The sequence below is a fragment of the Apilactobacillus micheneri genome, from assembly GCF_006493595.1.
GTDB classification, from domain to species: Bacteria; Bacillota; Bacilli; order Lactobacillales; family Lactobacillaceae; genus Apilactobacillus; species Apilactobacillus micheneri.
Window position 1 is genome coordinate 58,730 of sequence record NZ_QUBI01000002.1, and the last position, 20,054, is coordinate 78,783.

Here is a 20,054-nt window from a genome sequence, read left to right on the forward strand (position 1 = left end):
GAGAGATTACTATGGTAGAAAATAAAAAACGTCCTGTTGTTATCGGGGTAACTGGCGGTTCTGGTAGTGGAAAAACTACTGTAAGTCGTGCAATTTTTAATCAATTATTAGGTCATTCAATAATGATACTTCAACAAGATTCTTACTATAAGGATCAGTCTCACAAAACTTGGGCCGAAAGAGAAGAAACTAATTATGATCATCCGTTAGCATTTGATACTGATTTGTTAATAGATGATTTACACAAATTATTGAATTATGAATCAATTGAAAAGCCAGTGTATGACTATACAAAATTAAACCGTAGTGATAAAACCATTACTCAAGAACCTAGAGATGTAATTATCCTTGAAGGTATTTTGATTTTAGATGACAAACGCTTAAGAGATTTAATGGATATTAAGGTGTTTGTTGATACTGATGATGACATTCGCATTTTAAGAAGAATTCAACGTGATACAAAGGAAAGAGGACGTACGTTGGATGAAGTGGTTCAACAATACTTAGAAACTGTTAGACCAATGTATAATCAATTTGTGGAACCAAGTAAACGTTATGCTGATATAATTGTGCCGGAAGGTGGTAAAAATCAAGTTGCTATTGATTTATTAACCACAAAAATTCAATCAATTTTATTGAAGCATGGTAATAATAAAGTATTAAATAATATAGATACAACAATTTAATTTAAAGGAGATTTAGTATGGCTGAAGATAAAACATACCCAATGACTCTTGAAGGTAAAAAGAAACTTGAAGATGAATTGGAAGACTTAAGATTAAACCAAAGACCAAAGATTATTGAAAGAATTAAAATTGCTAGAAGTTATGGTGATTTATCTGAAAATTCTGAATATGAATCAGCTAAGAATGAACAAAGTATGCTAGAAAGTAGAATTACTACTGTAGAACATATGTTGCAATATTCTCAAGTTGTTGATAATGAAGATGTTGATAAAGATCTTGTAAATGTTGGTAAAACAGTTACTTTTAAAGAATTACCAGATGAAGATCCTGAAACATACCAAATTGTTGGGGCTGCTGAAGCTGATCCAATGTCTGGTAAAATTTCTAATGATTCACCAATTGCTAAGGGATTATTGGGTCATAAGACTAATGAAGAAGTTACCATTGAAATTCCTGCTGGTGATATGCAAGTTAAAATTATTGAAGTTAAATAATATATAAAATAAAAAGGATTAGGCTATTTGCCTAATCCTTTTTATTATCCTTTTCATTAATTATACTTTTAATACTAATAAAAATAATTGTTAATATTGTAATGATTATTCCTAAATTAAGTCCTCTTGGATAATAATATATTTCAATATGATGTTTTCCTCTTTTTATATGTTTAACACTTATAAATTCTCCTAACCACTTTGATTTATCATGTTCTTTATTATCAATTTTTACATGCCAACCATCTGAATATGGAATTGATGTTAACAAACTGCCGTTCTTATTTAAATCAACATTAGAAGATATCATATCTTTATTATTGGATATGATATTTTGATGTTTAATTTTTGAAATATCGTATTTGAATTTTTTATAATTCAGATTATATATTCCAAAGTTATTGGTAAATATACTTTGCCTTTTAAAATTAATGTCTATAGTTCCATCTTTTTTGGGAAGACTATATACTAATGAATTTTGAAAATTCTTAGGTGATGTTATTTTTTCACCATCAATAAATATAGAGCAAATATTAGGACTTAAATTACTTGGTAATACTATATAGGGAATATATTGATTTCTATAATGATAATTTATTTCTACTGACGCACTTTTTAGAGGATCAATTTTTTTCAAAATTGATTGGCTTAAAGATGGTGTATTATAAATATTTTTGAATTTCACTTTATAATTATTATCAACATTAAATACATTTTTGTTAGATGCTGATATTTGTTTTACTATATTATTTTGATAATCAATAGGATTTGTTGTACTCGTTATATTTTTAATAATATTATTAACACCAAAAATTAAAGGTAAACTCAAATTATTTCTTTTTATATTAAAATCATTTTTTCTTTTTCTATTGTCTAATATGTCGTATCTATTTGCTGATTTTTGAATCATTGGATAGTTTTTATAATTACCATTAAATGACAAATAATATTTAAAATTTAATAATGAATCTGTAATTAAAGTACCATTAGAATAATTAATAGAGCCGGTATTATTAGGATTTCCAATGTTTGAATTAAAGTTAGCATTATTTTTATTCATCGTTGATGAAAATATGGATCCACTATTAAAGCCTAATTCCATAGGGTCATCTTGAGTTCTATAGAAATTTTTATTAATCCTGTAAAATGATTTATCATTTTTACTAATCTTATTGATTTGTTCATTTAAAATTTTATTATATGAAGAATAATCACTATTATTTACATATGAGATACTATTTAATGAGTTAAAAGCATTAATTCCCATATCACAACAAGTAATTATAAAAATACTAATTATATACAGTTTAGAATTATTTATTCTGGAAATTATTACTATGACAAACATGATCGCTATTAATAAAACTGAAACAACATATTTCATTGGTGACAAAAATGTAAAATTATTGATTTTTATTCCGACAGTTAATAATATGATTATTAACATGATTGCTATCTTTATCGTTATTTTATTGTCAATTTTATTAGGTAAGTTACTAAATCCAATAGCGCCTAAATATGTAACTGAAAAGCAAAAAATAAAAGAAAAACGATATGGATACCAGATAGGAAATTGAAAAGCGTGCCAAACTAAATCTAATGGTTCAAAACACATAGATATTAAAAATACAAAAGTTAAAAATAGATATAACAATCTAAAATGCAACTTTATTTTATGGTTAAAGAAAAATGCTAGAACAGATATTAAAACCAGACTACCTACAAAAATATTAGGATAGCCGCTGGGCATTTGGTTAAAATTAAATGCTCCGTTCATTAATTTAGAAAGCATATCGATAGGATTATATTCTAATTTCCAGTTAAAATTATTAACGGTATATGACGCTTTTCCGGTTCGAAGTTCTAGTATGTTTGGAATTATTAACCATGCTGAAAGCATAAATGATATTAAGCTTGCCCCAAAATATTTTAATATAATTTGGTATTTATGCTTTATTTTACTTTTATAATATATAGCATAATTCGTTATAAAATATAGCAAGGAAAAAATGCAGACCATATATGCCATATAGTAATTTACGATCATCATTATTGATAACGATAAGATGTATAATTTGGATTTGTCTTTATTAATTATGTTGTCTATTCCTAAAACAATAATTGGTAGTAGCATCATTGCATCTAGCCAAATTATGTTTAACTGATTAGCAATAATCCAGCCATTTAATGCATATGCAGTGGAAAATGTTGTTATTATTATATTTTTTTCGAAGCCTTTTTTATTTAGCATATAGCCAAAACTTAATCCTGATAATCCATATTTTAATAAAGTAATTAATAATAAACTACCGTTCATAAAACTTTTTGGTAAAATTGCAATTATTAAATTTAATGGACTCATTAAATAATATGACCAGATGCCAATCATTTCACCACCATATCCATTTGCAAAAGAATAAAAAAAGTTATGTATATTTAAGCTATTAATGGTTCTTTTATAAAATGCAAAAAAATCAACATATTGTTGTCCTAAGTCGACTGTTAAAATGCTTCCGTTACCAAAAGGAAACATATTGCGATAAGCAAAGTAACATGCCATAATGATAAATGGAGTAAAAAAACTTAAAATTAATGGTAGGTTATTTCTTGTAAACTTTTTAATATGATTGATTATTATCATTCCTTTCATTAATTATGTTTATTTTTACATATATTATATAATAACATTTAAAGACATTAAAAAATTTATAGCAAGGAGCTTTGAGAACCTTGAATAGTTTTCTTAAAAAAATATTTCATCACCAAGACAAGAATATTAATTCGAGGGTTCCTTTTCGTTTAAATATTATTTTATTTATTGTTGGAGCCTTATTTATTATTTTGGTGATTCAATTAGCATATCTACAAGTTGTTAATGGAAATCAATATAAAGCAGAAGTTAATAGATCTGATAACTCTATTAAGTATGGAAATGTGCAAAGAGGGATGATTTATGATTCATCTGGGAGAGTTTTAGTTGGTAATAAAGCTCATCAAGCCATTCAATATACCAAAGAATTAGGGGTTACTACTAATGATCTTTATAACATCGCTAACAAATTAAGCAAATATTTGCATGTAGACTCTAGTGCATTAACATCTAGACAAGCGGCAGAATATTATTTATCTAATCCCGATAATTTAAAAGCAGTTGAAAGTCAGTTGAAGCTGCCTGCTAATTCAACTCCAGATACTCAATACAATGCATCTCTTGATAAAGTACAAGCTGATAAAATGTATAATAATATTAATAATTATAAAAATGCAGCTACTATTTTTCAAAAAATGAGTGGTGCATACCAATTGTCAACAACCTTTATTAAAACAACTGGGGTTACTAATAAAGAATTATCTGAGGTTGGAGAACATCTAACAGATATGCCAGGAATCCAAATTGGTAATAGTTGGACTAGAGAATATCCTAACGGTAATGCTATTCAAAGTGTTGTAGGAACAGTTTCTTCTGAAAAGACGGGATTGCCAGTTGATCGGATTAATACTTTGTTATCTCAAGGCTATTCAAGAAATGATAGTGTTGGGCAAAGTTACTTAGAACAAGAATATGAACCAGCACTAAGAGGATCTAAATCTCAGACTTTAATTAAGAGTGGCAGTTTAGATAAAGCAGTACAACAATATGGAGGCCAAAAAGGAGATAATCTTCAATTAACCATTAACTCTCAATTTGAAAAGAAACTACAATCGCTAGTAGAAAATGCTCAAATGTCTGGTAATTCTACCGGAGCATATGCTGTTGTTATGAATCCAAAAGATGGATCTGTTGTAGGTATGGGAGGAGTTAATAGAAATCCTAAAACTGGTAAATTAACTCCAAATGCATTAGGAACAATTAATAGTGCTATTACAATGGGTTCTGTAGTTAAAGGGGCCACAGTATCAGGAGCATTAATGGATAATGTGATTACTCCAACTAATTCAACACTAACTGATAAGCCCATTTTAACTGGTGGCATTAAAAAGAGTTCATGGTTTAATCACAATGGTTCAGCCAATTTACCAGTTGATGCTTCAACAGCTCTTGAAGTTTCATCTAACTCTTATATGATGCAGTTAGCTATGAAAGAAGCCAAGTTCCATTACTTTTCTGGAGCTCCATTAACTATGAATCCAGATGCTTTTGACATTGAAAGAGGTTACTTTAATCAATTTGGATTAGGTGTTAAAACTGGAATTGATTTACCTGGTGAAACTAAGGGAATACAAGGACCTGGAGGTTTCTCTAATATTGGGAAAGCACTTGATTTATCATATGGTAACTATGATGGTTATACAACAATGCAAGTGGCTCAATATATTTCTACCATTGCTAATGGAGGATATCGAATCAAACCACATGTAGTGCAAAATATTAGGGATTCTAATAAAGATGGTAAATTGGGCAGAATAAAGTACTCAGTTACACCTGATATTTTAAATAAGGTAGATATGACCCCGGCACAAAGAAAAGTCGTTACAGATGGTTTTTATAAAGTTGTGCATGGAACAAGTCAATATAGAACAGGTATTGATTTGAACCAAATTAAACCTGAAGTATCAGCTAAGACGGGTACTGCCCAAACATTTTATGATAAACAAAGTACAGTTACTTTAAGTTTAGGATCATTTGCTCCATCTAAGAATCCACAAGTTGTTGTTGCACTTGCTATTCCTAATTTGCCAGATGATGCTGAAAGTAATAATATTAATTTAGCTAAACAAATATATGCTGCTTATTGGAAATATGTCCAATCAGATAAAGGTTTAGAATAAAAATATAGGTGTTAAGTAATTTTCCTTAACAATATTTATATAAACTCTGGTCAAATCGCTAAAAAAATGATAATATATTAAAAGTTGACAGTTGTTTATATCTATAAATTATAAATAAAGTAAATTTGGAGGTGTAACACTAATGAGAGTACACATTACACTAGAATGTACAGAATGTCACGAACGTAATTACTTATCTACTAAGAGCCGTCGTAACAATCCTGACCGTTTGGAATTAAAGAAATATTGTCCACGTCAAAGAAAAGTTACATTACATCGTGAAACAAAATAAGGATTAGGGTTTAAAGCCCAATCCTTTTTTTATATCTTGGGGTAATATATAAATGATGAAATCTGATATTAGAAAAGAAATTATTAATAGTTTGAAAGTAAATAATTATAATGGTTTAGATAAAATATATGATAATTTATTTAGTAGATTAGAATGGAAAAACAGTAATTCTATAGCTATAACTATGAGCTTACCTTTTGAATTTGATACTAAACCAATTATCAGAAAAGCATTGAGAGATAATAAAAAAATTTTAATTCCTAAAGTTGTTTCTAAAAATGTTATGATATTTATTGAATGTGATGAAAAAACTATTTTAAAAAAAAGTTCTTTTGGTATATATGAACCAGTTGGAGGAGCAAGCTTTCCTATAAACGATATTGGATTAATTATTGTTCCAGGAATAGCTTTTTCAACTGAAACTGGCGATCGATTAGGTTTTGGTGGAGGCTTTTATGATCGAATTTTAAAGAAATATTCGGGTCATACTATTTCTATAGGGCTTCCAGAACAAATATATCGTCAACCAATTTGGAAAGTAGATGATTTTGATCAGAAAGTTAAAACAATTATATATTGAATTGAAAAATTCAAATTTTTACAGAAAAATGGATGAAAGGCCTTTTTTCACTGAACTTATATTAATTATAATGGCCTTTATTTACCTATTTGGACTTTTAACTAATACTAGCCAGATAATTATTACTAATGGCGCAATGATTAAGCCACTAATTATATATTATGGTGAATGGTGGAGATTTATTACGCCAATATTTATTCATCTTGGCTTTTTGCACATACTAATGAATGGAATTAGTTTGTACTATGTTGGAATTCAAATTGAAAAAATATTTGGGCATATCAGATTTTTAACTATTTTTATGCTTTCAGGTATAATGGGTAATATTATAAGCTTTGCATTTTCAAGCGGATTAAGTGCAGGTGCAAGTACTGCCATCTTTGGATTATTTGGTGTATTTTTAATGTTAGGTGAAAACTTTCGTGATAACTTTGCGGTTAGACAAATGTCACAAAGCTTTTTATTATTAATAATTGTTAATATCGTTTTTGACTTGTTAAGCTCAGGTATTGATATAGCTGGACATTTAGGCGGATTAATTGGCGGATTCTTTATACCATATTTTATAGGTATTCCAAATTATAAAATGAATAAGTCTAAAAAAATATTATCTTTTGTAGTATTAATGATTATAATAATTTTTTGTCTAAAGACTGGATATATGTCAAATAATTAGTGCATTTTTTTTTAGGATGTGGGACAATGAATACGTTGTATGATGTGCAGCAATTATTAAAAAAATTTGGTATCTATGTTTATGTAGGTAAAAGACTATGGGACATTGAAGTAATGGCGTTAGAATTAGACCATTTACATGAATCCAAAGTAATAACTAAAGAAGAATTCTTACAGGCTAAATTAGTTTTGAAACATGAACATAGAATCGAAGAAAATAAAACTAAGGATAATAATATTTAGGAGGAATCTACAATGGTACGTAAGTTGATTGGAATTGATTTAGGAGGAACTACTACAAAGTTAGCATTTTTAACTGATAGCGGTGAAATTTTAGATAAGTGGGCTATTACTACAGATGTAAGCGCTAACGGAAGTAAAATTGTTCCAAACATTATTAAGTCTATTACTCAAAAAATGGAAAACTCTGATCATAAAATCGATGACTTTGTAGGAATCGGTATGGGAACTCCAGGTTCAGTAGATCGTGCAAATGGAACAGTTGTTGGTGCTTATAATTTAAATTGGAAGACTACTCAAAATATTAAAGATCAAATCGAACAAGCATTAGGACTTCCTTTTTCAGTAGACAATGATGCTAATGTTGCTTCTCTTGGAGAATATTGGCAAGGTGCTGGTAGTAAAGATTCTGATGTAGTATTTGTTACTTTAGGAACTGGTGTTGGTGGTGGTGTTATCATCAATGGAGAACTAGCACATGGTGTTAATGGTGGTGCTGGTGAAATTGGTCATATTACCGTTGAACCTGGTGGATTTATGTGTACTTGTGGTAAAAGAGGCTGTTTAGAACAATACGCTTCTGCTACAGGAGTAGTTAATGTTGCTAAAAGTTTATCTACTGAATTCACTGGGAATTCTAGACTTAAAGAAATGATTATTAATGGGGAAGAAATTACTTCTAAGATTGTTTTCTTCTTAGCAGATAATGGCGATATTTTTGCAAATCAAGTTGTAGATCGTGTATGCTATTTCTTAGGTTTAGCATTAGCTAACGTTGGTAATACATTAAATCCAGGCAACATTGTTATTGGTGGTGGTGTTTCAAACGCTGGTAATACTTTATTACAACCAACTACTAAATATTTCCAAGAAAATGCATTTAGACCAGTTCGTGATTCTACCAAGATTCGTCTAGCTCAATTAGGTAATGATGCTGGAGTTATTGGTGCTGGATCATTAGCTTTAAGAAATGCCAAAAATTAAAATAAATAATTTAATTAGGGGGAATCATAATGATTTCTTCACTTATGATAGTTTTATTAATTATTGTTGCCTTTTTTGCTATTAATCTTTCAACCAGGTTAAGAGCTAAAAATGCTGCTAAAATAGTTAGTGAAGATGAATTTCAAAAGGGTAGTCATCGTGGCCAAATAATTGATCTTAGAGAAACTAGAGATTTTGATGCTGGACATGTCTTAGGTGCAAGAAGTATGCCATATTCAACTCTTAAAACCTTTTATGGTAATATTAGATCTGATTTGCCTGTATACTTATATGATCAAGGAATGACTATTAGTATGCGAGCTGCGATTTTACTAAATAAAAAAGGATATAAAAAACTTTATATCTTAAAAAGTGGTTATCGTAATTGGAACGGTAAGACTAAAAAATAAATGCTTTACAATAAAAGATAAACCTATTTAAAGTCAAAATACTGAGTGACTTTAAATAGGTTTATTTTTTACCTTAAATTATTTTTTAGTTTAAGTGAGCTGAACGTTGTTTGCGCAAAACTCTTTTTCTATTTTCATCAAGTTTTTGTTCATGATTTTCAACAGGTTCAACAACTGTTTTCTTGAAAGAGAATAATGCACCTACAACAGCACTTAATGTTGCTAATACCCCAAGAAAGAATCCGTTTCCAAATTTTTTCATCATAATACCCTCCTTATTTGTTTATGTATAAGTTATATACAATTCTATTATGCAAGATTTGTACTAATATATCCAGTTTTGTGTTTATTTTTATTCAATAATTTATTATTATGAGTATACTGATTATTTAAACGAAATGATGTGATTTTATGTATAAAGTTTTAATAATAGCTGGACCAACGGCTGTTGGAAAGACTAATTTGTCTATTAAATTGGCTAAACAATTTAATGGGGAGATTATTTCTGGAGATTCAATGCAAATATATCGTAATTTAAATATTGGTACTGCCAAAGTTACGGAAAAAGAAAAACAAGGTATTAAGCATCATCTTATTAATATTAAAAATGTTGAAGAAACATATTCTGCTTCTGATTTTGTATCTGATGCTAAAAAATTAATAAAAGAAATATCTAATAAAAATAAATTGCCAATTATAGTTGGTGGTACTGGATTTTATTTACAGTCTCTTGTTGATGGATTTAATTTTGGAGCAGGTTCTTCAGTTGATAATTCATTAAGGGTTTTGATGCATAAAAAAGCCGTTAAAAATGGTAAATATGCTTTATGGAAAGAGTTAGATTTAATTGATCATGATGCAGCAATTAACATTCCAGTTAACAATGACAGGCGTATAATTAGAGCATTAGAATTTTATAAAAAAACTGGTAAAAAGTTTTCTGCCCAATCTGATAACTATGATAATGAAATCGATAGTTATATTATTGCTTTGAATACTAATCGTTCATTGCTATATGATCGTATTAATAAACGAGTGGACCTTATGTTTGATGAAGGACTTTTGGAAGAAAATAAATGGCTGTATCAACATGGCGGATTATCATTGCCTGCATGTAAGGGTATTGGTTATAAAGAATTTAATGAATATTTTAATGGAAATATGTTGGTTTCTGATGTAAAAGATTTGATTAAAAAAAATTCAAGACATTATGCCAAAAGACAACTTACATGGTTTAGAAATAAAATGGATGTGACATGGTATGACATTTTATCTGATAATAATCAAATTGATACAATAAAAAAAGACATTATTAAATGGAAAAAGAGTTAGTAATCAGTCTCATGTTATATTATGTTACATATTAACTTGACATACTTAATTATAATGTTATTATAAAATTATTAGAGGGAGTTATTTATGAAAGAAAAAGACTTAAGACGTTCATTATCAGTTTTGCCAATAGGTACTGTTATGAAACTTACTAATTTAACTGCTAGACAAATTAGATATTATGAAGAACAAGGCTTGGTTTCTCCAGAAAGAAATGAGGGAAATCGAAGGATGTATTCTTTAAATGATATCGATTTAATTTTGGAAATTAAAGACTATATATCTGATGGTATGAATATTTCTAAAATTAAGAATGTTTATGAACAGAGAAAGCAGGAAGCTTTTAATAGCGGTTCTAGCAACAAATTATCAGACCAAGAAGCAAGGAGATTACTATCTGATGAATTGTTAAACGTTGGTGGCTTAAACTCAAAAGACGTTAAAGGCAATAATTCTTTTTAATTAAATCTAATCAAAATGTTAGGGGTAGAGTTAAATGGCTACAAAACATGATTATTCAAAAGACGATATTCGTCGAATCGTAAAAGAAGAAGACGTTAAATTCCTAAGACTAATGTTTACCGATGTTTTAGGAACATTAAAAAATGTTGAAGTTCCAATTAGTCAATTAGATGATTTACTTGATAACAAATTAATGTTTGATGGTTCATCTATTGAAGGTTTCGTTAGAATTGAAGAAAGTGATATGTACTTACACCCAGATCTTTCAACTTGGATGATTTTCCCATGGAGTTCAGAAAGAGGCAAAATTGCTAGAGTGATTTGTGAAGTTTATAAAACTAACGGTGAACCATTTGAAGGAGATCCTCGTAATAACTTAATTCGTGTTTTAAAGGATATGAAAGATGCAGGATATACTTCATTTAATATTGGACCTGAACCTGAATTCTTCTTATTTAAGATGGACGAAAATGGAAAACCAACTACAAAGTTGAATGATCATGGTAGTTATTTCGATATGGCTCCACTAGATTTAGGTGGAAATTGTCGTCGAGATATTGTTTTAACTCTTGAAGAAATGGGCTTTGATGTCGAAGCTGCCCATCACGAAGTGGCTCCTGGACAACATGAAATCGATTTTAAATATGCAGATGCTTTGAACGCTGCTGATAATATTCAAACATTTAAATTAGTTGTTAAAACGGTTGCTAGAAAACACGGACTTTATGCTACATTTATGCCAAAACCATTAAGTGGTATTAATGGATCAGGTATGCATTTAAATATGTCATTGTTTAACAATGATGGGGATGCTTTTTATGATAAAGATGGTGAATTACAATTATCTGAAACTGCTTATCATTTCTTAGGTGGATTAATGAAACATGCTAAGAGTTATACTGCTATTTGTAATCCAATTGTTAACTCATATAAACGTTTAGTTCCTGGATATGAAGCACCTGTTTATGTAGCTTGGTCTGGATCAAATCGTTCACCATTAATTAGAGTTCCTAATGCTCGTGGATTGGCAACTAGACTAGAATTAAGAAGTGCTGACCCAACAGCTAATCCATACATGGCAATTGCTTCTGTATTAGAAGCTGGATTAGATGGATTAAGAAATGAAATTGTTCCACCAAAGAGTGTTGATAGAAATATTTATCATATGAATGCTCAAGAAAGAAAAGATAATCAAATTGTTAACTTACCAGATGACCTATTAGATGGACTTAAAGAATTATCTTCTGATAAGACTATGAAACATGCATTGGGCGAGAAGATTTTTAATAGTTTCTTAGCTGCTAAGCATTTGGAATATGATGCATATCGTGCACAAGTTTCCGAATGGGAAAGAGACCAATACATGGAACAATATTAAAATATTGATTTTTAAAAGAGATTATATTTATTTATAATCTCTTTTTTTTTCTTGAATTTATTTTCATTAATGTTAAAATTTTAAGTTGTTTTGAAGGAAGTGAGTAGTTTGTTTAATTTTGAGGAAATGTTAAAAAAATCAGTAGCTGATTTTAGATTATCTGAGCAAAAAAGTAATTTTGCTGTAAACAAAAACAATCGATTGCAAAAGGCATATATTAATTTAGATATTAGTCTATCTAGGTTGGCTAAAGATTCTAAAAGATTTAGTATTTTATCTAATTCTAATATGAATATTGATATTACCAATTATAAAAATACTATGATAAAGGATTTTACTGAAAGCATGAATCTTTTCTTTTTAGTAGCAAATTTAAAGAATTGGAACCATCTTATTATTATCTCTGATGACGAGCAAAATAAACTGTTTAAAAATAAAGCTGATAAAGAGTTTAGCAATGTTTATTTGGTTATTAAAAAGATGATGATTAATAGTTTTTTTAACCATAGTGAAAAAGATTTTACATATGCATGGAAGATCTTTAATAAATTTGGTATTGTTGATATGAATTTAAGTATTGATGATATTTCTAAAGAGTTTTTTAATAAAAATTAAAAAAGTGTTGACACTTATCTATATTTTTAATATAATTATTTTTGTTGGTTATTTGTTGTCGCAGTAGCTCAGCAGGATAGAGCAACGGTCTTCTAAACCGTAGGTCAAGAGTTCGAATCTCTTCTGCGACATTAGTTATTTTCTAAAAACACATTACAAAATTGTAATGTGTTTTTTTATTGACTAATTACTATAATATGTGTATACTTACGTTGTTGTATTTGTGGACTTTCACAGCTACAACCGCATGGAATGAGTATTAAGTTTCATATTAATGAACGCTTATTTTCGGCGAGTCTAAGCATATTATTTCAAGGAGGTGCACATTATGTACGCAATTATTTTAACAGGCGGTAAGCAATATAAAGTTGCTGAAGGTGAATCAATTTACGTTGAAAAGTTAAACGCAAATGAAGGTGACAAGGTTAAATTTGACCAAGTTGTTTTCGTTGGTGGTGACTCAGCTAAGGTTGGTACTCCTCTAGTAGACGGTGCTTCAGTTGAAGGTACTGTTGAAAAGCACGGTCGTGGTAAGAAGATTACTATTCTTCGTTACAAACCTAAGAAGGGTGCTCGTTCAAAGAAGGGTCATAGACAACCATACACTAAGGTTACTATTGACTCAATCAATGCATAATTAAAGAGGATAAAATGATTAAAGTTACTATTTCTCATAATAATTTGAATGATAATATAAATTCATTTAAAATAACTGGTCATGCTGATTCAGGAGAGTATGGTAAGGATATAGTTTGTGCTGCAGTTTCAGTTTTATCCATTACTACTGTAAATGGGTTGAATGAAGTTGCTGAGTTAGATCCTAAAGTTAAAAGCAATGATATTGATGGTGGCTTTATGGAGGTAACTATTCCTAATACTAAAAATCATGATAATATGATTGCTTCTCAAGCTATTTTACGTAGTTTTGAGAATGGAATGATTGATATTTCTAAAAGTTATGCAAAATATATTAAATTAAATATAATAAACGATTAAATTGTACGGAGGTGTAATTCAATGTTAGAAATGAATCTACAATTCTTCTCTCACCATAAAGGGGGAGGTTCAACTGCTAACGGTCGTGATTCTGCAGGTCGTCGTTTAGGTACTAAGGCTGCTGATGGCTCAACTGTTACAACTGGTTCAATTATTTACCGTCAACGTGGTACACATATTTACCCTGGTAAGAATGTTAAGCGTGCCGGTGACGATACTTTATTTGCTTTAGTTGATGGTGTTGTACGTTTTGAACGTATGGGCCGCAAGAAGCGCCAAGTTTCAGTATACCCTGTTTCTGAAGCAGTTGCTAAATAATTAAGTAAATAATGTATTAAAAGCCTGATTATCAGGCTTTTTTTATTATAAAATATAATGTTATAATACTATTAAGTAATGGTGCTACAAATAACTATTCGATTAGTTAATATTAGGAGGATTATTTTAATTATGGCAGTAATTTCAACAGCTAAATTTAAAACTGGATTAACAATCAAGGTTGATAATGCTATCTGGCGTATTATTAGTTTTCAACACGTAAAGCCTGGTAAGGGTGGAGCATTTGTTCGTTCTAAGCTAAAGAATTTGAGAACTGGTGCAGTTCAAGATAAAACATTCCGTTCTGGTGCAAAAATGGAACAAGCACAAATTGACTCAAGAACTATGCAATATCTATACGAAGATGGTTCTGGATATGTTTTCATGGATATGGAAACTTATGATCAACTTACTGTTCCTGGTGATAAAATTAAAGATGCTTTAAACTACTTACAAGAAAATATGGAAGTAAGTATTGTTCAATATGAAAATGAAGTAATTGGGATTGAAGTTCCTAATACAGTTACTCTTCAAGTTGCAGAAACTGAACCAAGTATTAAAGGTAACACTGCTTCTGGTGGAAGCAAACCAGCTAAAATGACTACTGGATTAATTGTTCAAGTTCCATTCTTTGTTAATTCTGATGATAAATTAATTATTAACACTACTGATGGAAGTTATATTTCAAGAGCTTAATTTTTTGAAATTTAATTACTCGATTGGGGGTAATCTTTATGGCAGAAGGAAATAACATTGCTTTAAAAAACTCAAGTGCTCAAGAAGGAGATGTTCAAATATCTCCACGAGTACTAGAAATAATTGCTAGTATTGCTGCTGTTCAAGTTAAGGGTGTTAACAGTATGCGTGGTTCTTTGGCTACTAGTGTAAATGAATTATTTGGTAGAAAAGAATTTGGTAAGGGAATTAAATTAAATTTTGACGATGATAAATTAATTGTCGATGTTTATGTTTACTTAAATTATGGTGTTTCCGTGCCTAAAGTGGCTTTAAATATCCAAGAACAAGTAAAACAACAACTCTTATTCATGACCGAATTAAACTTAGGTGAAGTTAATGTTCATGTAGAGGGAATTGTTCCTGAAAAAACGGACGATAAATTTGATTCAAATGACTTATTTGATGATAACGATAGTAATAATAAGGGTGAACAATAGTGAATTTTACAAGACACAAAATAAGAGAGTTTGCATTTCAAACTTTATTTGCGATTAATGCAAATGATACTACTGATAAAGAACTTTTCTTTCATGCTATTTCTAAAACGCAAGACGAAATTCCATCATATTATTTGGAATTAGTTAATGGTGTTTTGGAACATAAAGAAGATTTAGATAATAAAATTAGTGAATATCTTATTTCAGGATGGTCAATTAATAGAATTGCTAAAACCGATTTAGCAATTCTCAGAATGGCTTTTTTTGAAATTTACTATGTAGATGATATTCCAAATAAGGTTGCAATTAATGAAGCCTTAGAGTTAACAAAAAAATATAGCGATGATCATTCACGTAAGTTCGTTAATGGTGTTTTATCTAACGCTATTTCATAATTAAAAAATAGGTTTGCTTAACTGCAAATCTATTTTTTTAATGCATAAATTAATTTTAATGTGCTAGAATAAATATAAAATGAATGGGGTGTTTTCTATATGGCAACTATTATTGATGGAAAATCATTAGCAAAAAAACTTAATGAAAATACTAAGGTAACTGTAAGTAAGATGAAAGAAAATGGAATTATACCTTGTCTAGCAGTTATTATTGTTGGAAATGATCAAGCTAGCAAAAGATATGTTAGGAGTAAGCATAAAAAAGCTGAAAAACTAGGTATCAAATCAATAGTAAAAGAAATGCCAGAAGAAACTACACAAGCAGAATTACTTAAAATTTTGAACGATTGTAATAATGATAGTGATATAAATGCAATTTTGATTCAATCACCACTTCCTAAACATATTGATGAAAAATATATTATGGGACAAATTAACCCCAAAAAAGATGTCGATGGATTCCAAATAATTAATTCTGGTAAATTATTTTTAGATGAAACAGAAAATTATCCAGTTGCTTGTACGCCTAAAGGTATTATGAAAATGCTTGAGGAATATAATATTGAGCTTGTAGGCAAGAAGGCAGTTGTAATTGGTAGAAGTACAATTGTTGGAAGGCCAATGGCAGCTTTATTGATTAATGCTGGAGCTGAAGTTAACATAATTAATCATTATGCTAAAGTTAGTGATTATACTAAAGATGCTGATATTATAGTTTCAGCAACTGGTAAGTTACATACGATTACTAAGAATGATGTTAAAAAAGGTTCCACAATTATTGATGTTGGTCAAAATTTAGATGAAAATGGAAAATTAGTTGGAGATGTCGACTATCAAGAAGTTTCTGAAATTGCTGGATATATTACTCCAGTACCAGGAGGAGTGGGCCCTATGACAATTAGTACATTAATGACTCAAACCGTTGAACTTACAAAATGGAGTGAATCTTTATAATGAGTAATGATTATTTATCAGTTAGTGATTTAACTAGCTATATTAAGAAAAAATTTGATCGTGATCCTTATTTAGGAAAAATATATTTAACTGGTGAAATATCTAATTTTAGATTAAGACCAGTTCATCAATATTTTAGTCTTAAAGATGATAACGCTAAAATAAGTGCAATTATGTTTAAATCAGCATTTAATAAAGTTAAATTCACTCCTGAAGAAGGTATGAAGGTGTTAGTTACTGGTAGAGTATCTTTATATGAAAAAACTGGTAATTATCAAATATACATTGATCATATGGAACCTGATGGGGTTGGTGAACTTTATCAAGCATATGAACAATTGAAGAATAAACTTTCCAAAGAAGGATTGTTCTCCGCACCTAAAAAAACTCTAACTAAATTTCCTAAAAGAATTGCAGTTGTTACTTCACCCAGTGGGGCTGTAATTAGAGATATTATTACTACTACTAGAAGAAGATATCCAATTGCTCAAATTGTACTTTTTCCAGCTGTGGTTCAAGGTAATGAAGCAGCAGATGATATTACTAGTCAAATTAAAAGAGTAAATGATATGGGAAATTTTGATACTTTGATTATTGGACGTGGTGGTGGATCTATTGAAGATTTATGGCCATTTAACGAAGAGATAGTTGCTAGGGCTATTTTTGATAGTAATATTCCAATTATTTCTTCAGTCGGACATGAAACTGATACTACAATTGCTGATTTAGTAGCCGATGTGAGAGCTGCTACGCCAACTGCCGCTGCTGAGCTATCTGTTCCAGTGTTAACAGATGTATTAACAGAATTACAAAAAGATGAGCTGAGAATATTTAATGCATTTAAGAACATATTGAATACGCTTAATCAAAGATTAAATAAAGCAAAAGAATCATATATATTTAAACAACCTGATAGGCTATATGATTCATATTTACAAAGTTTAGATGCTTTACGGGAAAAGTTATTTAACAATATGAATAATAAGATTAATTATGTTGATAGAAAATTTAATCAATTAAAAAATGATTTAAAGCTTAATTCTCCAAAGCAACAAGTTGAATCGAATATACAAATATTAAAGATGAAACAACAACAATTACAACGAAATATTGATTTGATTATTAAAAGCAAAGAAAGTAGTTTAAATAATATTATTGAATCACTAGATCATTTAAGCCCTCTTAAAACAATGTCTAGAGGCTTTAGTTATACAACTGATGAAAATAATAATGTAATTAAAAGTGTTGATAATTTAAATCCAGATTCAACAATCAATCTTAATTTAATAGATGGATCTGCAAAGGCGACCGTTAATTCAATAGAAAGGAAGCAAAAATAATGGCTGAAAAAGTTACTTTTGAAGAAAATATGCAAAAACTAGAACAAATTGTAAATGAATTAGAACAAGGTGATATTCCATTAGAGAAAGCTTTATCAGAATTTCAAAATGGAGTTAGTCTAACCAAGGATCTTCAAGCTACTTTAAAGAATGCTGAAAACACTCTTGCTAAAGAAATGACAAGTAATGATGAAGAAATTCCTTTTGAAAAATCAGAAAGTGATAAAAACTAATGTTAGAACAAATGTTAAATAATTTTGAACAAGAAAACTTGCCCAAAATTAATAATTATTTAAAATCTAATTTAAAGAAAGATATTAATCAAACTACTTTGGCTGATTCAATGTATTACTCGTTAATGGCAGGTGGTAAAAGATTAAGACCATTATTGACGTTAGCAACTATGACAACTTTAAATCATAGTATAAATGAAGATGATTTAAGGGCTACTTGTGCAATTGAATTATTGCATACATACTCATTAATTCATGATGACTTACCAGCTATGGATAATGATGACCTGCGTAGAGGGATGCCTACTAATCATGTTAAATTTGGTGCTGGAATGGCCACTTTAGCTGGGGATGGGTTACTTTCTTTGGCTTTTCAATGGGTTTCTGATAATAATTTATCTAGTGATATTAGAGCACACCTTACTTTAATGCTTTCAAAAGCTAGTGGACCAAGTGGGATGGTTGCTGGACAAGCATCAGATATTGAATTTGAAAATAAAACCATAAATTTAGAATCTTTAAAAAAACTACATCGTGGTAAAACGGGTGCTTTAATTCATTATGCTGTTTCTGCCGGCGCTGTTATGTCGGATTCTAATAAAAATTTACAAAATCTTTTATCTATCTATGCAGATGATTATGGATTAGCTTTTCAAATATATGATGATATTTTAGATGTTGTTGCTACCTCTAAACAGCTAGGTAAGCCAGTTCATCAAGATGATAAAAAGAATACTTATCCTAATTTAATTGGCTTGAAAAACTCATATGCAGAATTAGAAAAAGTTTTAGATCATAGTCATAAGATACTTAATCAAATAGAAGAAAATTATGGGATTGATACTGATTTGTTAGCAGCATTCCTAACTTACTTTAAAATTAGTTAAATAGGAGCAGTTTATTAATGAAAAAGCAAAGAGTTGATGTACTTTTAGTTCAACAAGGACTTTTCGATACTAGAGAAAAAGCTAAAAGAGCTGTAATGGCAGGTGAAATTTTAGGAAAAAATGAAGAAAGATTAGATAAACCAGGAACTAAAATTTCCGAAGAAACTAAACTTCATTTAAAAGGGAAACCAATGCCATATGTTAGTCGTGGAGGCCTAAAATTAGCCAAAGCGTTAAAAGTTTTCAATATAGACGTTAATAATAAAGTTGTATTAGATATAGGATCATCAACTGGTGGATTTACTGATGTTATGTTGCAAAATGGTGCTAAGTTAAGTTATGCACTTGATGTTGGAAGCAACCAATTAGTTTGGAAACTAAGAGAAGATCCACGCGTTGAAGTAATGGAACATACTAATTTTAGATATAGTAAACTAGATGATTTTGATAAAGGACAACCAGAATTTTCATCGATCGATGTTTCTTTCATCTCACTACATCTAATTTTGCCACCATTAAAAAATATTTTAAAAAAAGATGGAGAAGTTGTTGCTTTAGTAAAGCCACAATTTGAAGCTGGTAGAGATAAAATTGGTAAACATGGAATTATTAGAGATCATAAAGTTCATGCCGAAGTTTTAGATGACATTATAAACTTCTCAATTAAATCTGGTTATTCAGTTAAAGGACTAGATTATTCTCCTATTAAGGGAGGAGAAGGTAATATTGAATTTTTGCTACATCTAAAGTCTGATGATGATCCATTAATTAATCCTAGTGTTTCAATTAATGACACAATTGAAAGATCTGATAATTTAGGATAGTTTATCTTACTTAA

The 20,054-nt window shown here is 29.4% G+C and carries 26 protein-coding genes, 1 tRNA gene and 1 other annotated feature; of the genes, 25 read left to right on the forward strand and 2 right to left on the reverse strand.

Annotated elements, in window-relative coordinates:
* Positions 1-11 precede the first annotated feature (11 nt).
* Both udk and greA read left to right on the forward strand, forming a co-directional pair.
* The gene (gene udk, locus DY123_RS02140; RefSeq protein WP_105964521.1) at positions 12-686 is read left to right on the forward strand and encodes a uridine kinase; all 675 of its coding nucleotides are present in this window, start codon (positions 12-14) and stop codon (positions 684-686) included.
* A gap of 17 nt (positions 687-703) precedes the next feature.
* Positions 704-1,180: a transcription elongation factor GreA gene (gene greA, locus DY123_RS02145; RefSeq protein WP_105955952.1), complete on the forward strand. Its 477-nt coding sequence runs from the start codon at positions 704-706 to the stop codon at positions 1,178-1,180.
* Between the two features lie 31 nt (positions 1,181-1,211).
* On the opposite strand, the gene DY123_RS02150 is transcribed toward greA, so the two are convergent.
* Complete coding sequence (locus DY123_RS02150) at positions 1,212-3,830, reverse strand: YfhO family protein (RefSeq protein WP_140923919.1); 2,619 nt, start codon at positions 3,828-3,830, stop codon at positions 1,212-1,214.
* An 80-nt stretch (positions 3,831-3,910) separates the two neighbouring features.
* Between DY123_RS02150 and DY123_RS02155 the strand changes: the two genes are divergently transcribed.
* From DY123_RS02155 to DY123_RS02185, 7 genes are all read left to right on the forward strand, one after another.
* On the forward strand, positions 3,911-5,950 hold the full coding sequence (locus DY123_RS02155; RefSeq protein ID WP_225427133.1) for a peptidoglycan D,D-transpeptidase FtsI family protein: 2,040 nt from the start codon (positions 3,911-3,913) through the stop codon (positions 5,948-5,950).
* A gap of 142 nt (positions 5,951-6,092) precedes the next feature.
* Entirely contained in the window at positions 6,093-6,242 is a 150-nt protein-coding gene (gene rpmG / locus DY123_RS02160) for a 50S ribosomal protein L33 (RefSeq protein ID WP_105964525.1), read from the forward strand.
* Positions 6,243-6,294: 52 nt separating this feature from the next.
* Entirely contained in the window at positions 6,295-6,822 is a 528-nt protein-coding gene (locus tag DY123_RS02165) for a 5-formyltetrahydrofolate cyclo-ligase (protein WP_140923922.1), read from the forward strand.
* A 70-nt stretch (positions 6,823-6,892) separates the two neighbouring features.
* Entirely contained in the window at positions 6,893-7,498 is a 606-nt protein-coding gene (locus DY123_RS02170) for a rhomboid family intramembrane serine protease (protein WP_225426741.1), read from the forward strand.
* A 26-nt stretch (positions 7,499-7,524) separates the two neighbouring features.
* Positions 7,525-7,740 (forward strand): YqgQ family protein, encoded by a 216-nt coding sequence (locus DY123_RS02175; RefSeq protein ID WP_105964528.1) that lies wholly within the window; start codon positions 7,525-7,527, stop codon positions 7,738-7,740.
* 12 nt (positions 7,741-7,752) lie between these two features.
* On the forward strand, positions 7,753-8,721 hold the full coding sequence (locus DY123_RS02180; protein ID WP_105964529.1) for an ROK family glucokinase: 969 nt from the start codon (positions 7,753-7,755) through the stop codon (positions 8,719-8,721).
* Positions 8,722-8,750: 29 nt separating this feature from the next.
* Positions 8,751-9,131: a rhodanese-like domain-containing protein gene (locus tag DY123_RS02185; RefSeq protein WP_140936388.1), complete on the forward strand. Its 381-nt coding sequence runs from the start codon at positions 8,751-8,753 to the stop codon at positions 9,129-9,131.
* An 85-nt stretch (positions 9,132-9,216) separates the two neighbouring features.
* Here DY123_RS02185 and DY123_RS02190 read toward each other — a convergent pair whose 3' ends face one another.
* Entirely contained in the window at positions 9,217-9,393 is a 177-nt protein-coding gene (locus DY123_RS02190; RefSeq protein WP_105955957.1) for a DUF3042 family protein, read from the reverse strand.
* Between the two features lie 149 nt (positions 9,394-9,542).
* On the opposite strand from DY123_RS02190, the gene miaA reads away from it, so the two are divergent.
* The 16 genes from miaA to DY123_RS02270 all read left to right on the forward strand — a co-directional run bounded on the left by miaA (position 9,543) and on the right by DY123_RS02270 (position 20,040).
* On the forward strand, positions 9,543-10,463 hold the full coding sequence (gene miaA / locus DY123_RS02195; protein WP_140923928.1) for a tRNA (adenosine(37)-N6)-dimethylallyltransferase MiaA: 921 nt from the start codon (positions 9,543-9,545) through the stop codon (positions 10,461-10,463).
* A gap of 87 nt (positions 10,464-10,550) precedes the next feature.
* Positions 10,551-10,925, forward strand: coding sequence for a MerR family transcriptional regulator (locus tag DY123_RS02200; RefSeq protein WP_105964532.1), 375 nt, complete (start codon positions 10,551-10,553; stop codon positions 10,923-10,925).
* A 34-nt stretch (positions 10,926-10,959) separates the two neighbouring features.
* The gene (gene glnA, locus DY123_RS02205) at positions 10,960-12,303 is read left to right on the forward strand and encodes a type I glutamate--ammonia ligase (protein ID WP_105964533.1); all 1,344 of its coding nucleotides are present in this window, start codon (positions 10,960-10,962) and stop codon (positions 12,301-12,303) included.
* A 108-nt stretch (positions 12,304-12,411) separates the two neighbouring features.
* Positions 12,412-12,918: a hypothetical protein gene (locus DY123_RS02210; RefSeq protein WP_108982928.1), complete on the forward strand. Its 507-nt coding sequence runs from the start codon at positions 12,412-12,414 to the stop codon at positions 12,916-12,918.
* 57 nt (positions 12,919-12,975) lie between these two features.
* Positions 12,976-13,049, forward strand: a tRNA-Arg gene (locus tag DY123_RS02215).
* Positions 13,050-13,149: 100 nt separating this feature from the next.
* Positions 13,150-13,227: a sequence feature (ribosomal protein L21 leader region), on the forward strand.
* Between the two features lie 19 nt (positions 13,228-13,246).
* A complete protein-coding gene (rplU, locus tag DY123_RS02220) occupies positions 13,247-13,555 on the forward strand; it encodes a 50S ribosomal protein L21 (RefSeq protein WP_105987746.1) in 309 nt (102 codons plus the stop codon).
* A gap of 14 nt (positions 13,556-13,569) precedes the next feature.
* A complete protein-coding gene (locus DY123_RS02225) occupies positions 13,570-13,914 on the forward strand; it encodes a ribosomal-processing cysteine protease Prp (RefSeq protein ID WP_140923930.1) in 345 nt (114 codons plus the stop codon).
* 21 nt (positions 13,915-13,935) lie between these two features.
* Entirely contained in the window at positions 13,936-14,232 is a 297-nt protein-coding gene (gene rpmA / locus DY123_RS02230; RefSeq protein WP_105964537.1) for a 50S ribosomal protein L27, read from the forward strand.
* Positions 14,233-14,364: 132 nt separating this feature from the next.
* Positions 14,365-14,928 carry an elongation factor P gene (gene efp / locus DY123_RS02235; protein WP_105955965.1) on the forward strand — a complete coding sequence of 188 codons (564 nt, stop codon included), beginning with the start codon at positions 14,365-14,367 and terminating at the stop codon, positions 14,926-14,928.
* A 38-nt stretch (positions 14,929-14,966) separates the two neighbouring features.
* On the forward strand, positions 14,967-15,407 hold the full coding sequence (locus DY123_RS02240; RefSeq protein WP_105964538.1) for an Asp23/Gls24 family envelope stress response protein: 441 nt from the start codon (positions 14,967-14,969) through the stop codon (positions 15,405-15,407).
* Positions 15,407-15,802: a transcription antitermination factor NusB gene (gene nusB / locus DY123_RS02245; protein ID WP_108982926.1), complete on the forward strand. Its 396-nt coding sequence runs from the start codon at positions 15,407-15,409 to the stop codon at positions 15,800-15,802. Before DY123_RS02240 ends, nusB begins: the two co-directional genes overlap by 1 nt.
* A 99-nt stretch (positions 15,803-15,901) precedes the next feature.
* The gene (locus DY123_RS02250; RefSeq protein ID WP_140923932.1) at positions 15,902-16,756 is read left to right on the forward strand and encodes a bifunctional 5,10-methylenetetrahydrofolate dehydrogenase/5,10-methenyltetrahydrofolate cyclohydrolase; all 855 of its coding nucleotides are present in this window, start codon (positions 15,902-15,904) and stop codon (positions 16,754-16,756) included.
* Complete coding sequence (gene xseA, locus DY123_RS02255; protein WP_140923934.1) at positions 16,756-18,096, forward strand: exodeoxyribonuclease VII large subunit; 1,341 nt, start codon at positions 16,756-16,758, stop codon at positions 18,094-18,096. Before DY123_RS02250 ends, xseA begins: the two co-directional genes overlap by 1 nt.
* Complete coding sequence (locus DY123_RS02260; protein ID WP_105964542.1) at positions 18,096-18,329, forward strand: exodeoxyribonuclease VII small subunit; 234 nt, start codon at positions 18,096-18,098, stop codon at positions 18,327-18,329. The genes xseA and DY123_RS02260 overlap by 1 nt, the downstream gene beginning before the upstream one ends.
* A complete protein-coding gene (locus DY123_RS02265; protein WP_140923936.1) occupies positions 18,329-19,216 on the forward strand; it encodes a polyprenyl synthetase family protein in 888 nt (295 codons plus the stop codon). The genes DY123_RS02260 and DY123_RS02265 overlap by 1 nt, the downstream gene beginning before the upstream one ends.
* 17 nt (positions 19,217-19,233) lie before the next feature.
* Positions 19,234-20,040: a TlyA family RNA methyltransferase gene (locus DY123_RS02270; protein ID WP_108982922.1), complete on the forward strand. Its 807-nt coding sequence runs from the start codon at positions 19,234-19,236 to the stop codon at positions 20,038-20,040.
* Positions 20,041-20,054: the final 14 nt, after the last annotated feature.

What these genes read in the sequence shown, in the direction of transcription:
- udk (WP_105964521.1), top strand. Translation starts at nt 12, where the DNA reads ATGGTAGAAAATAAAAAACGTCCTGTTGTTATCGGGGTAACTGGCGGT.
- greA (WP_105955952.1), top strand. Translation starts at nt 704, where the DNA reads ATGGCTGAAGATAAAACATACCCAATGACTCTTGAAGGTAAAAAGAAA.
- DY123_RS02150 (WP_140923919.1), bottom strand. Translation starts at nt 3,830, where the DNA reads ATGAAAGGAATGATAATAATCAATCATATTAAAAAGTTTACAAGAAAT.
- rpmG (WP_105964525.1), top strand. Translation starts at nt 6,093, where the DNA reads ATGAGAGTACACATTACACTAGAATGTACAGAATGTCACGAACGTAAT.
- DY123_RS02165 (WP_140923922.1), top strand. Translation starts at nt 6,295, where the DNA reads ATGATGAAATCTGATATTAGAAAAGAAATTATTAATAGTTTGAAAGTA.
- DY123_RS02170 (WP_225426741.1), top strand. Translation starts at nt 6,893, where the DNA reads ATGGCCTTTATTTACCTATTTGGACTTTTAACTAATACTAGCCAGATA.
- DY123_RS02175 (WP_105964528.1), top strand. Translation starts at nt 7,525, where the DNA reads ATGAATACGTTGTATGATGTGCAGCAATTATTAAAAAAATTTGGTATC.
- DY123_RS02180 (WP_105964529.1), top strand. Translation starts at nt 7,753, where the DNA reads ATGGTACGTAAGTTGATTGGAATTGATTTAGGAGGAACTACTACAAAG.
- DY123_RS02185 (WP_140936388.1), top strand. Translation starts at nt 8,751, where the DNA reads ATGATTTCTTCACTTATGATAGTTTTATTAATTATTGTTGCCTTTTTT.
- DY123_RS02190 (WP_105955957.1), bottom strand. Translation starts at nt 9,393, where the DNA reads ATGAAAAAATTTGGAAACGGATTCTTTCTTGGGGTATTAGCAACATTA.
- miaA (WP_140923928.1), top strand. Translation starts at nt 9,543, where the DNA reads ATGTATAAAGTTTTAATAATAGCTGGACCAACGGCTGTTGGAAAGACT.
- DY123_RS02200 (WP_105964532.1), top strand. Translation starts at nt 10,551, where the DNA reads ATGAAAGAAAAAGACTTAAGACGTTCATTATCAGTTTTGCCAATAGGT.
- glnA (WP_105964533.1), top strand. Translation starts at nt 10,960, where the DNA reads ATGGCTACAAAACATGATTATTCAAAAGACGATATTCGTCGAATCGTA.
- rplU (WP_105987746.1), top strand. Translation starts at nt 13,247, where the DNA reads ATGTACGCAATTATTTTAACAGGCGGTAAGCAATATAAAGTTGCTGAA.
- DY123_RS02225 (WP_140923930.1), top strand. Translation starts at nt 13,570, where the DNA reads ATGATTAAAGTTACTATTTCTCATAATAATTTGAATGATAATATAAAT.
- rpmA (WP_105964537.1), top strand. Translation starts at nt 13,936, where the DNA reads ATGTTAGAAATGAATCTACAATTCTTCTCTCACCATAAAGGGGGAGGT.
- efp (WP_105955965.1), top strand. Translation starts at nt 14,365, where the DNA reads ATGGCAGTAATTTCAACAGCTAAATTTAAAACTGGATTAACAATCAAG.
- DY123_RS02240 (WP_105964538.1), top strand. Translation starts at nt 14,967, where the DNA reads ATGGCAGAAGGAAATAACATTGCTTTAAAAAACTCAAGTGCTCAAGAA.
- DY123_RS02250 (WP_140923932.1), top strand. Translation starts at nt 15,902, where the DNA reads ATGGCAACTATTATTGATGGAAAATCATTAGCAAAAAAACTTAATGAA.
- xseA (WP_140923934.1), top strand. Translation starts at nt 16,756, where the DNA reads ATGAGTAATGATTATTTATCAGTTAGTGATTTAACTAGCTATATTAAG.
- DY123_RS02260 (WP_105964542.1), top strand. Translation starts at nt 18,096, where the DNA reads ATGGCTGAAAAAGTTACTTTTGAAGAAAATATGCAAAAACTAGAACAA.
- DY123_RS02265 (WP_140923936.1), top strand. Translation starts at nt 18,329, where the DNA reads ATGTTAGAACAAATGTTAAATAATTTTGAACAAGAAAACTTGCCCAAA.
- DY123_RS02270 (WP_108982922.1), top strand. Translation starts at nt 19,234, where the DNA reads ATGAAAAAGCAAAGAGTTGATGTACTTTTAGTTCAACAAGGACTTTTC.